This window comes from Fibrella aestuarina BUZ 2 (assembly GCF_000331105.1).
In the GTDB taxonomy this organism is placed as follows: domain Bacteria; phylum Bacteroidota; class Bacteroidia; order Cytophagales; family Spirosomataceae; genus Fibrella; species Fibrella aestuarina.
This window is the reverse complement of sequence record NC_020054.1, coordinates 432,245-447,627: the sequence shown is the minus strand read 5'-3', so window position 1 is coordinate 447,627 and position 15,383 is coordinate 432,245. Positions and strand designations below refer to the sequence as shown.

General features: G+C 58.4%; 11 protein-coding genes. 3 read left to right on the top strand and 8 right to left on the bottom strand.

What is annotated here, in order from left to right; genetic code table 11:
• Nucleotides 1-128: 128 nt before the first annotated feature.
• The 6 genes from FAES_RS01690 to FAES_RS01665 all read right to left on the bottom strand — a co-directional run bounded on the left by FAES_RS01690 (nucleotide 129) and on the right by FAES_RS01665 (nucleotide 10,921).
• Nucleotides 129-2,975, bottom strand: coding sequence for a PVC-type heme-binding CxxCH protein (locus tag FAES_RS01690; protein WP_015329450.1), 2,847 nt, complete (start codon nucleotides 2,973-2,975; stop codon nucleotides 129-131).
• 42 nt (nucleotides 2,976-3,017) lie between these two features.
• Entirely contained in the window at nucleotides 3,018-3,701 is a 684-nt protein-coding gene (locus tag FAES_RS01685; protein WP_015329449.1) for a 3-keto-disaccharide hydrolase, read from the bottom strand.
• Nucleotides 3,702-3,854: 153 nt separating this feature from the next.
• Nucleotides 3,855-4,943 (bottom strand): phytase, encoded by a 1,089-nt coding sequence (locus tag FAES_RS01680; protein WP_015329448.1) that lies wholly within the window; start codon nucleotides 4,941-4,943, stop codon nucleotides 3,855-3,857.
• Between the two features lie 69 nt (nucleotides 4,944-5,012).
• Nucleotides 5,013-6,272, bottom strand: a complete 1,260-nt coding sequence (locus FAES_RS01675) for a beta-helix domain-containing protein (RefSeq protein ID WP_015329447.1) — start codon at nucleotides 6,270-6,272, stop codon at nucleotides 5,013-5,015.
• A gap of 20 nt (nucleotides 6,273-6,292) precedes the next feature.
• Nucleotides 6,293-9,052: a TonB-dependent receptor gene (locus FAES_RS01670; RefSeq protein WP_015329446.1), complete on the bottom strand. Its 2,760-nt coding sequence runs from the start codon at nucleotides 9,050-9,052 to the stop codon at nucleotides 6,293-6,295.
• A gap of 216 nt (nucleotides 9,053-9,268) precedes the next feature.
• Complete coding sequence (locus FAES_RS01665; RefSeq protein ID WP_229364404.1) at nucleotides 9,269-10,921, bottom strand: tetratricopeptide repeat protein; 1,653 nt, start codon at nucleotides 10,919-10,921, stop codon at nucleotides 9,269-9,271.
• Between the two features lie 146 nt (nucleotides 10,922-11,067).
• Here FAES_RS01665 and FAES_RS01660 point away from each other — a divergent pair, with 146 nt between their 5' ends.
• Nucleotides 11,068-11,796, top strand: coding sequence for an SDR family oxidoreductase (locus FAES_RS01660; protein WP_015329444.1), 729 nt, complete (start codon nucleotides 11,068-11,070; stop codon nucleotides 11,794-11,796).
• A gap of 60 nt (nucleotides 11,797-11,856) precedes the next feature.
• Here FAES_RS01660 and FAES_RS01655 read toward each other — a convergent pair whose 3' ends face one another.
• Nucleotides 11,857-12,669: an SDR family oxidoreductase gene (locus FAES_RS01655; RefSeq protein ID WP_015329443.1), complete on the bottom strand. Its 813-nt coding sequence runs from the start codon at nucleotides 12,667-12,669 to the stop codon at nucleotides 11,857-11,859.
• Between the two features lie 216 nt (nucleotides 12,670-12,885).
• Here FAES_RS01655 and FAES_RS01650 point away from each other — a divergent pair, with 216 nt between their 5' ends.
• Nucleotides 12,886-13,746, top strand: coding sequence for a helix-turn-helix transcriptional regulator (locus tag FAES_RS01650; RefSeq protein WP_015329442.1), 861 nt, complete (start codon nucleotides 12,886-12,888; stop codon nucleotides 13,744-13,746).
• Between the two features lie 133 nt (nucleotides 13,747-13,879).
• A complete protein-coding gene (locus tag FAES_RS01645) occupies nucleotides 13,880-14,773 on the top strand; it encodes an NmrA family NAD(P)-binding protein (protein ID WP_041257362.1) in 894 nt (297 codons plus the stop codon).
• Between the two features lie 15 nt (nucleotides 14,774-14,788).
• On the opposite strand, the gene FAES_RS01640 is transcribed toward FAES_RS01645, so the two are convergent.
• Nucleotides 14,789-15,265, bottom strand: coding sequence for a group II truncated hemoglobin (locus tag FAES_RS01640; RefSeq protein WP_015329440.1), 477 nt, complete (start codon nucleotides 15,263-15,265; stop codon nucleotides 14,789-14,791).
• Nucleotides 15,266-15,383 lie beyond the last annotated feature (118 nt).

Genomic DNA, 15,383 nt, shown 5'->3' with positions numbered 1-15,383 from the left:
CTTGGAGACAGCTTGTTTGTGGGTTAGGAAACGGTAAGATCCCTCCTGTCGTCGGGATGACAAGAGGAGCCTCGAAGGAAGCTTCACTGTGGATACGCAGTCATCGCCTTCCAGCGGTCAAGAACAGATCACTGCCCTAGCACCTGACTCAGCAGCCGTTGTACGTCGTGGTTTTGGGGCGAATGTTCTAGTTTGCCAACGCGGTCGTTGAGGTCTTTGAGCAATTTTTTCGATTCATCGGTCCCGAGGGCCGCCACGCGCTGAATGGTGTAGGGCAACTGCTTCGGCATCTTCGATTTCTGCGCCAGTTCCAGCGCCCGTTTGGCATCGATGGCGGCCAGCGGTTCCGACGCGTACCAGATCATCAGCGGCAGATTATGGTCGTCTTTGTCTTCGGTATGTTGCACCAGGGCGTCGAGCACATCCCAGCGCTGGGCCGGATCGAGCCGGAGCATGGCCGATGTCAGGTACAGCCGCACCACCGGCGACGGATCCTTCTGGGCCATCGTCGCCAGTTTTTTCATCGTTTCGGGCGAAATGATTTTGTCTTCGGCCAGCAGTTGGATGGCCCAGCTTCTGACGTGCTCACTCTCGTTGGCGAGCAGGGCGGCCAGTTCGTCGTCGGTGAGGCCGTTGGTGGCGTGTAGCGCCCAGAGGGCCCGGAGTTTGCGGGTGGCGTCGGGGTTGGTGTTCAGAATGACCTTCAGCGCCTTGTGTATCTTTTTGCTGCCGCCCCGTTCCTGCAACAATAGCCGCGCCTGCCGCACGTACCAGTCGTTAGGATGAAGCTGATACTGCACCAGTTCCAGATCCGACGCCTTCCGCAGGTCGACCTGTACCCATTTGTCATTGTCGTGGCTGATCCGGAAAATCCGGCCCATCGTTTTGTCGTGCACGTCGGGGTTGGGGCTGTGGCACTGATTTTTGTCGTACCAGTCGATCGCCCAGACCGAGCCGCTGGGATCGTATTTCATGTTGAGCCACTGCGACCACGCGTCGTTCATCGCCATGAAATCGGGCTGGTGCGTGACCACGTACCCGGAGCCCTGCGGTGCCGGATGGTCGCGGTTGAGCTTGGCCCCGTTGATGTTGTTCATGAAAATGTCGTTGCGGTATTCCTGCGGCCAGCTGTTACCGAGGTAGATCATCGCCCCGGCATGCGCGTGCCCGCCTCCCGCCGACGCCGACCGGAAGTTACCCGCGTGGGGACCGCGTTCGCCCACCCAGTGTACGTGGTCAGCGTGGGTTTTGATGTCGTCGTACGTGTAGGGGTTAAAATGTTTGCCCGCCTGCCGCTGGTAGCGCCCGCCCTGAATCATGTTGTACATGTGCGGAATCACGCAGGCTGTGATGAACGCATGGCCAAAATCGTTGAAATCGAGGCCCCAGGGATTGCTCGTTCCTTCGGCGAACAGCTCAAATTTCTGCGTAGTCGGGTGGTAGCGCCACACGCCCGCGTTGAGCTTCGTCCGTTCCGAATCGGGCGCGCCGGGTTTGCCCACGTTCGAGTGCGTAAAGACGCCGTGCGTGCCGTAGAGCCAGCCATCGGGACCCCAGCGCAGGCTGTTCAGCGTTTCGTGGGTGTCTTCCAAGCCCCAGCCGTCGAGCACTTTCTGGGGCGGGCCGGTCGGTTTATCAGCGTTGAAATCCGTCGGAATAAACCGCAGGTACGGGGCGGCCCCGAGCCATACGCCGCCCATGCCGATCTCCATGCCGCTGACGAGGTTTAACCCCTCGATGAAGACCTTTTTGCTGTCGAGGGTGCCGTCGCCGTTGGTGTCTTCAAAAATCAGGATTTTGTCGCGACCCTGTCCTTCGGGGGCGGGGACCGGGTACGTATGCGATTCGACCACCCAAAGCCGGCCGCGGGTGTCGATGGTGAAGCAGATGGGTTTGACCAGATCAGGTTCGGCGGCACCAAGCGTGATCTTGAAGCCGGGCGGCGGCGTCATGGCCTGCGCCGCTTTGGGCCCCGACAGTCCCGCGTTCAGCACCGGATCGAGGGGTGGCAGAATGATAATATCCTTCTGCTTCAGCTCGTTGGGGAAGCTGGGCCGGGTGGCGTAGAACTGAAAATCATCGAAGTTGATGTGCGCCCACTTGTCGTTGGGGATGTACGGAATCTGCGAAATGCCCGTCTCGTTGTCGATGATGCGAATAAATACCTCTTGACCCTGATAGGGTTGTAGATCGACAACTACGGGTTGCAGCGTGGCGCGGCCCTGCCCCGTGCTGTGGAAAATAACCTTGTTGGTACTCGCCTGCACCAGTTCGACGCGCGTATCCTGCAACGCCCCGCCCGACACCATGAACGCCGCGAATGGCTGTGTGACGGGAAACGGCACCGAGGTCAACGTACCCGTCAGTTTGGCGTTGGTGGTGCCGCCACTGCTCAGAAAATGCTTGCCCGCAAAACCAATGTGCATCTCTTTCTCGTGTACCGGCGAGGGGTCGTCCTGGCTTACGATGGGGTTGGCAAAGGCGTCGCCGGTGGCGGTCCAGTCGGCCAACGTACCTGTTTCCAGATTCAGGTTCAGGGGCTTGCCGTTCTTTTGGGGCAACTGACCGGCTGTGGTTGTCTGGTTGATAGCACCCTCGACTACCTCGAAGCTGCCAACCATACCCGCCGCCCGGTGGCCCGGCACCGAGCAATAGTAGGTGTCGCTCTTGTCGGCGGTGAAGACGAGGCTGGTGGTGGTGCCCTTCTCCTGAATGGTTTTGCTTTTGATTCCCAGCTTTTCGAGCGAGATATCGTGCGTCATCAGCTCGCCGTTGGTGATCGTGATCCGCACCCGATCGCCTTTGTTGGCCTTCAGGGTTGGGTTGCGGGCTCCGTCTTTGGCGAAGTAGCCCAGCATGGTCGCTTCCAGCGCGTAGTCCCGATCGATCTTTTCGGACGTCTGGGCCTGGCTAGTGGCGGCGGGTAGCAGGAAGAGTACCCCCAGCGATGACAGCAGCAGTTGGAACCTGGTCATACGGATGTGTTGGAGTTAGGAATTAGGTACGTCGGTGAGTGGTCAGAGTTCGGTCAGGGTAAGGTCTCTGAATTCGACCTTTGCCGCCCCGCCACTATGCACCTGCACCGCAATGACACCCTTTGCCGGGATGGTGCGGTCCTGTTCGATGTAGTCGGCGGTTTTCACCCCGTTGATGTACAGTTCGTGGTGATTGCCCCGGCAGCGGATGAGGTAGCTGTTCCAGCCGGTTTCGTTCAGGAGTCGTTTCAGCACGCTCAGATCGCCGCCCACGAGTTTGCCCCGGCGGTGTTCGTCGTAGATATCGCCCCAGAAACCGGCGCCCATGTCGGCCTGATAACCAACGATCTTGTCGCCTTCCAGTACCGATCGGTACTGAATGCCGCTGTTGATCAGGCCGGTTTTGGGGTCGCCCGAGAGCCGGAAGAGGCAGCGAAACTCGAAGTTGCCGAAGGCTCGGGTCGTTTGCAGGTACGTGTTGTCGGCGATTTTTGTGCGCCCGTCGCCGCCGATGAGCACGCTGTCTTTCACCGTCCAGAGCCGGGCGTGCGTTGGGTCGACGGTTTTCCAGCCGTCCAGCGTTTTGCCGTTAAATAAGGATTGGGTGTTGGCGCCCGGTTGCCCTACCGCGGCCGAGCTGAACCAAAGCGCCAGGCAGAACGCGACCCACAGCCAGTGGCCTGAGCCGACACGAAAAAAGGGCTTCTGGACATGCGCAGCGTTCATCTGACAACCGATTTAGGGAAGACCAACTCGACGTACCTATAAAGTGTCGAGGGCCTTCCCTAATACTCATTGACGATGCGCTGCGCGGGCGGTATGAGCCGGTGTTGTGTGGGCGGATAGAAGCGGAACGGACCGACCCGGCGGCGCTGAGGGTCAGCGGGTCGACAGGGCGCGGGGTTGGCGACCCATCAGATCTTCCCACCGATACAGCTGAAAGGTCCGGTCGTCGCTCATGGCTACAAACAGACCATGCCGGAATTGCTGATTGAGTGGCACAGAAACCGTTTCGGAGCCGTCACTCTCGTGGGTGCTCACCAGCACCGTCTTCACCAACTCATGTTTGAACGGCTCGGTGGCTGTGCCTTCGCGGCGGAATACGTGAAAGCGGTTGGCCTGCTGATCGGACACCAGAATGTAGCCCGTGCTGTCGGTGGTGGCGTACAGCGAAATCCCTTCGTGATCCTGGGTGAAGCCGGTAGTCGCAAACAAGGCGAGTTCGGCATTGCCTTTCTGCGGGTCGGCGTAGTACTGGCGCACGCCTTTGCCTTCGTCGGAAAAATAAACGTACCCAAGCGCGTCATCGACGGCAATCGACTCGATTTCTTTCAGGCCGCTGTATTGCCCAAATTTTCGGACTAAGGTGGCCCCCACGTGGCCGGTGCCGTCATCGTAGAGTCGATACTGCCACAGGTACGTGCCATTTGTTGGGCCCGACTTCCGCCCGACGATCGCGTAAATAACGCCCTTTGGATCGCGATACAGCGCAATGCCCATCAGGTCGCGAAACTGATCGCCGGTTTCGCCCACAAACATGTCCAAGCCTCCGTTATCGATGGGTGTCATGGCGGGCAGCGCGTAAATGCGCAGTTTATGCGTGAGCCGCTCGGTCGCCACGGCGATGTCGGTCGGTTTGCCCTTCAGCATCAGCCCGTATTCGACATCCACGTTGTCGGGGCGTTTCAGGCCGCGAACCACCTTATCGGGCTGAAGTTTGCCATCGAGGCCAAACACATACAGGCCGCCATCATGCTCTTTATCGGTGCCGATAATCAGGCTTTGTGCCGGGTCGGCGGGGTTGATCCACACGGCCGGATCATCGGAGTCGTGCGCTACAGAATCAGTCACAACCACCGGCTTAACGGCCGCGTCGGCCTGCTCAACGGTATGCTGGGCTTCGGTTCGGCAGCGTTGCAGCGACAGGGTAGCCAGTAGGCCAAGGGGCAGGAAAAACCAACGTTTCATGAATACCTTCGAAGTGAAAACCGCTGACGGTCAAGGCGATGCTGGCCGCCAGCGGTAGCAGAAATGACCTTATTTCGTTCCTTTGGCGCCAACGTAGCTGGCTGGTGCGGGCGACTGATAAAGTGTACCGTTCAGAGTAATGCCCGCCGCGTGGTTGCGGGTAAAGGTAGTGATGCCCTTGCCAAGCGCAGGCGAACCAGCCTGTAGGCTGAAGTCCCAGGCTGGGTTATAGGTCTGGTTCAGCGAGGGATTGTCGAGCGCGAAGTTGACAAACTTCGGATCGTTGTCGTTCGCTTTTTTGCCGAGAATGTCGTTGGTGCCGGCGACGATCTCGGTGCTGGGCTGAAACTGATCGACGCCCTGCTGCGTGAAGCCGTAATAGTAGTTGTTGCTCACCACGCTGCGCTTATCTTCCGGATTTTTGGGGTCGCGTTTGATGCCGAAGCGGTCGTTGACCAGCAGGTTATTGTACAGGTCGGCCCGCACGCCCACCTCGACCCAAATGGAGCCGCCTTTGATGCTTGGCCGGCGCCAGCCTGCATTGACGATGGTGTTGTTGTACCCCACAACGTAAGTCTGCGGGCTGCGGTCGCCCGTGTTGGACAGTTTCAGGGCGTTGGTGTTGGGGCTGTAAATCGTGTTGAACGCCACGTCGGCTACCACACCCGATTTGATGTTGATGGCGTCGCCACCCGATATCCCCTGCGTGTAGATCAGGTTGTTGGCCAGAATCACTTTGCCTCCTTCGAGGTAGAAGCCGTCTTCGTTCTGGTTGTTCAGGCGGCTGTTGATGATCACCACCTTACCATTGGTGTTCGAATAGTTGACGGCAGGTACGTGGTTGCCAGCGGCTGCTTTGTAAAAACCAGCTTTCACCGACGGCGAACTTTCGGTGGTTACGGCCCCGCCATATTCCAGAATGGCGTTCTGGATCAGCAGTTCCTCCGATTTAGGGCCGCAGATGATCCCGCCCCACAGGTTACCAAACTCGTTTTTGGCGGTCTTCCAGGCATCCGGCACCGTAAATTTTACCGGGTTGGTAGCCGTGCCCAACACGTAGAGATTGCCTTTCACGATAAACTCCGGCTTTAGGGTCGAGTCGCTGAACAGGACCGTGGCCCCTTCCTGAATGGTGAGCGATTTACCCTCCGAAATTTGCAGGTGATTGGTGATTTTATACGTGCCACCGGCCGTCCAAACGCCCGATACGTCGCCGCCTACGTTTTCCTGCACGACAGGTGCGGGCGCAGGAGTGCTGTTGTCTTGTTTGGTGGTGCAGCTGAACGCCGTTGCCGCCAGTAAGGCTGAGATGATGAATCCGTATTTCATGGTTATTGATTGATAAGTGGTTATCGTTTGTAGCGGAGGCCCAGCAAGTACGATTGCCCGTAGACATCGCGCCGGATCAGGGTTTGGCCGGCCGCCGGGTTCTGTTCGGGGACGCCGGTGTTCTGGGCGTTGCCATTTTTGATGTAAACCTCCAGGGGTGTGTTCAGCAGGTTGTTGGCTTTCGCAAACAGGATGAATCCTCCGGCTAGCCGCTTCTCGATCGACGCGTCCATCTGGATGAAGGCTTTCTGCCAGAGATCATTGTCGACAAACTGCGAAACGGTGGTGATGCGCTCACCCGTGTAGCTGGCGGCCAGTTGGGCGTCCCAGCCACGTTTGGCGTCTTTGTACAGCAGTGACAGGTTGGCAACGTGTGCCGACTGCCCGTAGAGCGGCCGGGTCTGGCTCACCGAAATGGTCTGTAGATCGCCCTGCGCATTACGGATACGCTTCGACTTGGGCGTGGTGATGCTCGAGTTCGTGTAGGTATAGTTGGCTTTCAGACCCCACTGCCGGACGTACCTGATGGCGTCGAGTTCCAGCCCGTAGTTGGTGGCCGTGCCGAAGTTGCCGGGGGCGTAGTACAGGTCCTGCCCGCGGATGGCGTCTTTTTGCAGGGTGTACTCGATTGGGTTCTGAATGCGCTTGTAAAACAGACCAACCATAAACTGCTCCAGCGGGCGCGGGAAGTGCTCATAGCGCAGGTCGATGTTATCGGCGATGGCTCGTTGCAGGCCGGGGTTGCCGCGTTCCTGATACTCCTCGTTGACAATGCGATACGGCACAATCTCGAAGAAGCCCGGCCGATTCAGCGACCGGAAGTAAGAAGCCCGCCAGTTGGTGCGGCCGTCGCTAAGCCGATAGCGCAGATGCAGGCTGGGCAGCAGATCGGTGTATAGCTGGCTACCCGTCGGAAAGTCTTCACCGATCGGGAATTTCATGGCGTAGCCCTGGCTGGTATGCTCGACACGCACCCCGCCCACGGCTTCCAGCGGACGGTCGAGGGTGCGAAACTGAACGTACCCAGCCGAAAGTTGCTCCGTCGCGTCGTAGTTCAAAGCCGATGCGACCGAACCGAGCGGGTTCTGCACCGTCCAGCGAATCTGGTTATAATCGGTGAAATCGGTGCCAAACAGGGCCAGCGCATTAGTCGGGCGCAGCTGGTAGTTGTTGTAGAAATTGGTTCGTTGTTTGTCGCGGTACAGCCCACCCACCATCCATTCGATTGGAAGGCCCGCTACGGCCCGTCGGTAAGTCAGGTTCAGGTAGGCGGCCAGGTCCTGATCGGTGTTGTGCTCCCACCGCCGGTAGCCATCGCTGACCGTCGTGCGGGTTTCGACGAACGCCTTTCGGATGCCCAACAACGGGATATTGGTCTGGTCAGGTACGTTGTTGGTGGCCCGCGAATACACGCCAGACCAGCTTACGCTCAGCGCCTCGGCCAGGGTGTGTGTGCCCTGAAGCGTGCTCGTGGCAATCTGCTGTTGGGTGAGGCGGGAGCGGGTGGCAAAGGACAGCGACGCATTGCCCAATTCGGCGCTGTAGCCACCAATACCCAACTGCGTTTGTTTGGTGTCGCGGATCTGCGCGTTGGTCAGGCTGATAAACGCCGTATACCACTGCAACTTATGCCGATCCGACAGCCGGAAATCAACCTTGCTGTGCAGGCCGTAACGCGTCTGGCGTTCGGAGTATTGGCGTTCGGCCTGCTGGCTCAGCACCACGCCGCGTAGCGTATCGACCACGTCGCCGTTGAAAAACAGGCTGCTACTTCCCCGGTACGTCTGCTGAAAACTGCCCGCCAGCACAATCCCCAATCGCCGGTTCAGGAAGCGATCGCCAACGGCGAAGCCACCCAGCACATTGGGCGTCGGCTGGCGGTTGGTGTAGGTGCTTGGGGCCGCGTTGAAGTCGGCGGCGGTGGCGCTATACTGGTTGCCAAAGCGCTCATAGGGCGACTGCGCACTGATTGCGCGGGTATCGAAACTCGTGAAAGGCCGGTCGACGAAGAGGCTAGTATACCCCGTGGCCAGGTTTGCCTGCACCGTTCGCTGGTTGGGGGCGTCACGCATCACCATGTTGATCGCACCGCCGATGGCGTCGCCTTCCTGGCTGGGAAGCAGGGCCTTATACACTTCCAGCCGATCGAGCAATTCGGACGGGAAGATGTCGAGCGGAACGTAGCGGTATCGGTTGTCAGGACTAGGGATTTTCACGCCGTTCACCAGCGTGTAGTTGTAGCGTTTGTCCATGCCCCGCAGAATGGCATACTGCCCATCGCCGTTGGAATTACGTTCGATGGAAATGCCCGACACGCGCTGAATGACGTTGGCGACGGTGAGATCGGGCGAGAGTTCGATGCTGCGCCCCGACACGATGTTGGTCACCTGGAGGGCGTTGCGTTCGAGGTCGCGGGCGCTTCGATCACTGCTCCCATCGCGTTTAGCCATAACGGTCACTTCCGTCAGGGTCTGCTCGGCCGATTCCAGGGCAATGTCGAGGGTGACTGCCGCTTCGGTGCCGACGGTCAGGTCTCGGACACTGGTTTTGTAAGTGAGGTAGCTGATTCGGAGGCGGTATGTACCGGCGGGTACGTTGCGCAGGGTGTAGCTGCCATCCAGGCCCGATACCCCGTAGTACTTCGTGTTTTCCAGAATCAGATTGGCGCCGATGACCTGCTCACCCGTGGCCGCATCGCGTATTTTGCCCTGAATGCTACCCGACCAACCGGCGAGAGGAAGCAGTACAAGAATGAGCCATACGAAAGAAGATAATCTCATGACGGTTGCCAGCAGTGTCGCCAGCGATTGACGCCACAAAGGTGTATGGCCCGTCGCCAGCGGGGCAACTAACAACCGTAAGCAAGAAAGCAACAACGTCGCCCGCGCCGTTAACAGCAGAGCAACATTACTGCTATTTTAAATATAAGATGCTAACAATCAGTGGTTTGGGGGGTAAATATCCTGCCATTATCTTATTGTTATCGTACTGTTGCCTCAGGATGAAGCCGCCGGAGAGCCGGTGGGCTGGGCCGCATACCGGAGCAGGTACGTGGTGAGCGATTCACCTTCGGCGAGCCCTAACTTTTTGCGGAGCCGATACCGGGCTACACGCAGGCTGTCGGGCGAGATGCCCAGCATGGTAGCCATCTCGCCCGAGGGTAGGTTCATCTTGAGCAGGGCAATGAGGCGAAGGTCGGTTGGCGTCAACTCGGGAAACTGGCGGGTCAGTTCGGTGAAGAAATGAGGGTGAACCTGATCGAACGTCGCCCGGAAGTCGTCCCAGTTCTTGTCGGTGCTGAAACTCTGCCCAATCTTCTGGACCAGTTGTTTCAGTTGTTTCCGCTGGTCTCGCTTGTCGTCGTTGAGGAGGGTCGTCAGGTCGTTTTTGAGTTCTTCAAGCACCTGATTTTTCTGGATCAGGTGGAGGGTATGTGAAGACAGCTCTTTGCCTTGCAGGGCGAGTTGGTAGCGAAGGTTCTCTTCGGCCAGCTGTTGGTTGGTCATTTCGGCCTCCATCAGGGCGCGCTGGGTGTCGAAGATCTGCCGGTTTTGTTCGTTCAGCGCGCGTTCATTCCGAATCTTGAGCCGCTGCCGACTGATAATGACCGCCGCCAGGCCACCCAACAGGAGCAAGACCAGCCCGGCGGTTAGCGACAAAATCGTGTTGATTCGCTTTTCGGTGCTGAGCCGGGCAATCTCGTTGTCTTTCTGCTCAACGTCGAAGAGGGTCTGCAACAGGGCAATCTGCTGGTTGTTGCCCACCGCATACAACTCGTCGGTGAGGTCGTGGCTCCGCTCAAAATAAGCGTAGGCGCTGTCGTGGCGGTTTAGGAGCTGATAGGTTTTGCCCAAATCGCGGTAGGCGCCGTTGAGCTGGTAAGTCTCCTGCGTCCGTTGGGCGGTAGCCACCACCTGCCGGTAGTAGGTCAGTGCCGAGTCATATTGGCCTGTTTTACGGTAGAGGTCGCCGAGGTTGTTGATGATTTCGAGCTGATCGACTGTGCGGCCACTTTTCTGGCTCAACAATAGGGCGTGTTGGTAATAGTACCGCGCGGAGTCGTAGCGGGCCTGATCCTCAAAAATGCTCCCGATGTTCTCGTAGATTTTGCCCAGCCCGGCTTCGTCCTGCGTAGTTTGGTACTGGGCGAGGGCGCGTTTCTGATAGGCAAATGCCTGCGCAAGGTTCTGCTCTTTCTCGAACAGGTGGCCGATGTGGCCATACGTCCGGGCAATGCCCGACCGGTTGCCCGTGCGGCGGTAAATGGTCAGTGCCTCGTCAAACTGCTTTCGGGCAAGGGCGCTCTGCCGATTGTAATAGTAGACCGTTCCCAGCTCGTTCAGGTTGTTGGCTAGGTCATCACCGGCGCCCACGGCCCGGTAGCCCTTTTGGGCCTGAAGCAGGTAATCAATCGCCTGGGTATAATTGCCCTGATGGTAAAAAAGGAGGCCGATTTGCTGCCGAAGGGTGTTTTCAGCGGGCAGATCCTGCTGCTCGACGGCCCGGTTCAGAGCTGCTTTTAGTTGCCTGAACGTCGAGTCGGGTTGGCGGGAACGCCCTGATTGCCCCCAAACAGAGCCGCAACCAGCCCAAGTGACAGCCAGCCAGCAAACGAACTGAAACAGGTGGTGAAACGATCGGGAAGACATACCCATAGAGGTGACTGACTAATGAAGATAGCGGGTTGGCCGCAATGTTGTGTGTGAAGTTTTAATGAAGCGTTTGCGATCGGCCATTGGGGGCGGTTATTTGCTTATCGGAAAAAAGACACAAACGTGTCGAACAACGCAAGCGCATGAATCTGTCGAATAACAAAATCCTGATTACGGGCGGCGCGTCGGGCATCGGCCTGGGCCTGACCGAACGGTTCATTCAGGAAAACAACGCGGTCATTATCTGTGGTCGCCGCGAAGCCGCGCTGGCCGACGTCGCGGCCCGGTTTCCGTCGGTGATCACGCGGGTGTGTGATCTGGCGCGGGCCGACGACCGGCAGGCGCTCTACGACTGGGTACGTGCCGAACATGCCGACCTGAACGTGCTGGTGAACAACGCGGGGATCCAGCAGTGGATGTCGGTTACCGACGACGCGTTTTATGAGCGGGCGAAAGACGAAATCGCGGTGAATATCGAAGCGCCGCTACACCTGACGGCGCTGTTTGCCAACCTGCCAGCCCTGAAGACCGTGATGAACGTGACGTCAGGGCTGGCTTTTGTGCCGCTGACGAAGGTGCCGGTTTATTCGGCAACGAAGGCGTTTTTTCACTCGTTTACCCTGTCATTGCGGTACCTACTGGCGCCCAAAGGCATCGACGTGATCGAACTGATCCCGCCCGCACTGAATACCGATCTGGGTGGGAAAGGCCTGCACGATCAGGCGCCGCCCGTAAGTGGGTTTATCGACGCCGTATTCGAGCAGTTGACACAAGGCAAAACCGAGTTGACCTACGGCTTTAGCGAGGCAATGGCCAACGCTACCCCCGATGGTCTGCGCGCGGCCTTCGACCGGATGAATCCGCCCGCCTGATGGGCTGTTCCGAAACAACAAAAAGCCGCAGGAAAATGACTTCCTGCGGCTTTTTGTGGATTATCCCTGCGCTTCTTCCGAAACGGCGTTCCATTCCCGCCAGGTGTCCAGGCGTTTCTGGTACGTTGGCTCCACGATTTTGAGGGGCATCGACCCGAAGAAAATCCGAAGGGGAGGCTTTTCGGCATCGACAACTTTCATCAGGGCCGCCGCAGTAGCCTCGGGGTTACCCTGAGTGGTGTTCTTCATCATCTGCGCCCGCTTCTCCCGAATGGGGTCGTAAGCGGCAATGGGCTGGCTGCGTTTGGCCGAATCGCCCCGCCAGTCGGTGTCGAAACCGCCCGGCTCGATCAGCGTTACGTGGATGCCAAAGTCGGCCACTTCCTGCGACAGCGATTCGCAGATGGCTTCGATGCCCCATTTCGACGCGTGGTACATACCGAGTGAGGCAAACGCCGCCACCCCGCCTACGCTCGATACCTGGATGATGTGCCCGCTGCCTTGCTCGCGCATGATGGGCAGGGCCGCCTGAATAAGCCAGAGCGAGCCAAACAGGTTGGTGTCAAGCTGCTGCCGGGCCTCGGCTTCGGTGATTTCTTCGATCGCGCCAAAATGGCCATAGCCCGCGTTGCTGACCAGGATGTCGAGTTGGCCAAAGGCCTGATGCGCCTGCTGTACCGCGTCGATGTTGGCCTGCCGGTCGGTAACGTCCAGCTGAATAGGCAGAACGGCGTCGCCGTAAGTGCTTACCAGGTCAGCGATATCGTCGGTGTTGCGGGCTGTAGCCGCTACTTTATCACCGCGTTTGAGGGCCGCTTCCGCCCAGATTTTACCGAAGCCCCGCGAGGCACCGGTGATTAACCAATGTTTCATGTTTATGAGTGCTTAAATCAAGTACCTACCTGACAAGCCCTGATTGGCGATTTTGTTTGGACGTTACTAACGAATCGCCTCGGTTTTCTGCGCCGCAGGGCCAGCAACCAGCGCGTGGCTGCGTTTTACAGCCTTGCCCGGTCTGCCAATCCAGTAACCAATACCGGTGAAATCGGTTGATACAATGACTGCCTTTCGCGTCGCCGTCTTAGCTCAATGAAATACGTGTCCGAACTGTATCCCCGCCCCGCGTTGGCAACCAGCGAAAGCCTGGCCTGGCGGGGCGTCAGGCTGGAGCATCATCTGTCGGCGGCGATGGAACTGCCCGCGCATGTTCACGAACAGCATCTGTTGCTGCTTTACCAGAGTGAGTCTCCGATGCTGGTGCGGCAACAGCAGGGCAGTCAGTTTCATCAGGAATTGTTTCGGCCAGGTACGTTGGGGCTGTATCCGGGTGGGGAATACGGCGCGGTTTCCTGGAACAAACCCGCCGACACAATTCATCTATTCATCGACAATGAGCATCTGGAAACGATGGCCCGGCAAAGCCTTGATCTGGCGTATCTGAAGCTGCCGTTCCGGTTTCAGTTCGACGATGCGTTGCTGGGCCAGCTAGGGCGGCAGTTGTTGCAGGCGGTGGGCACCCAACACGCGCTGAGCCTGCTGTACATCGAATCGATGACCAATACGCTCTGCTACCACCTGATCGAACACTACGCCAGCTACGAGCGGCGCCCTGCGCACGTACCCCGGCTGGCGCCATCGGTGCTGAGCCGGATCGACACGTACCTGGAAGCCCATGCCGACGCCCTGATCACGGTGGAAATTATGGCCAGCCTGGCTAACCTCAGCGCTTTCCATTTTGCCCGGCTCTTTAAGCAGACAACGGGTATGTCGCCGTACCAGTACGTAATTGGCTGGAAAATCAGGCTGGCCTGTCAGCGGTTGCGGGCCGATGAGGCAACCATGGCCGATATCAGCGACGCGCTGGGTTTTGCCACGCCCGCTCATTTCTCGGCGGCGTTCAAGCGGGTTATGGGCGTAACGCCACGGGCCTTCCAGCGTGGCAGGGCGTAAGGGCAATTAGCAGGAATTCGCAAGAAGTCAGCAGGAATGTGCAGCCGCCGCTGGCCAACCCCCGCGACCTTTGTGGCCAATTCGTCGCCACACGTAGTAACTCAATACACAGCAACGAATGCGAACCAATCATATGGCAACGACAATTTTATTGGCCGGGGCAACCGGTAATCTGGGCGGACGAATCGTTCGGGAACTGCGCAAACGGGGTGCCGACGTGCGGGCGCTGGTCCGGCCGAGTTCTGACCCCCAAAAAGTAGAGGAACTGAAACAGCAGGGCGTGCAGATCGCCGAAGCTGACCCATCGGATCTGGCGCAGTTAACGAAGGCCTGCGAAGGCGTCGATTGCGTGGTATCGTCGCTACAGGGGCTGCACGACGTGATCGTGGATACGCAGTTGCGGCTGGTCGATGCGGCGGTGGCGGCGGGTGTACCTCGGTTTATCGCTTCCGATTTTTCGAGCGATTTTACCAAACAGCCTGATGGCGAAAACCGCAACTTCGACCTTCGGCGCGACTTCATGCGGCAAGTCGACACGAAGGCCATTGCCACCACCTCGATTCTGAACGGCGCGTTTGCCGACCTGCTGCTTTATGGCATGCCGCTGCTCGATGTCAAGAAAAAGCAGATTGGCTACTGGGAAAACCCCGACTGGCGCATCGACTTCACAACGATGGACAGCACCGCCGCCTATACCGCTGCCGCCGCCCTCGACGAGTCGACGCCCCGTATACTGCGCATTGCTGATTTTCAGGTCAGCCCCAACGAACTGGCGGCTATCACGAAAGCGGCGATGGGCGAAGCATTTGACCTGGTGCGTATGGGCTCGCTGGATGAACTGGCGGCTTATAACAAACGGGAGCGGGCTGCCCACCCCGAAGGCGAGCAGGAAGTGTTTCCGCGCTGGCAACAAAGTCAGTATATGCAAAGCATGTTCAGTGTGCAGCACGAGTCGCTCGACAACGACCGGTACGCGGGCATTGCCTGGGTTAGCCCGCAGGCGCTGCTGGCACAGCGTCGGCAGTAAGCAAGCGGCACACGGCTAGGGTTGATATGGCCCGCCCGGAACGCCCCATCCCCAGCGAGGCATTGGTTCGTTTGGCTGGATGGGGTTTTCGGTAGCTGTCGAGTTGAGCACGGCAATCCGGCTGCCCCACTCCAGGTAACCAACCAGCGCCGACCGAAACTCGGGGTCGCTGGGTAAGCCCAGTTCATCGGCGCTCTCGAGCAGGAGATGCATCCAGCGCTTGCGCATGCCTTCGGTGAGGTGCTTGCCAATATGATGGGCGACCATGCTGGCGTGGCTACCGTGGTCGTTATGGGTATAGCGCGTTGGCCCGCCAAAAACCTCACCGATAAAATGGGCGACGTGCTGGGCGTGTTCGGGCGACATATGCCGAAAAACCGGCTCCAGCAACGCATCCTGATGCACCTTGCTGTAGAAAAGTGTGGTCAGCTGTTCCAGCTTTTCGTTGCCGCCCGCCCAGTCATATAACGTTGGAATTGATTGCGTGTCCATTGACTAATGTCCGTCGATTTGTTGGTTTACAACAAGGTACACGCGTATTGTTTTGGTGCAACCGTTTATCCGTTATCCGGTGGGTACGTTACGGCTGCTGGCTAGCTTGGTCCATCAG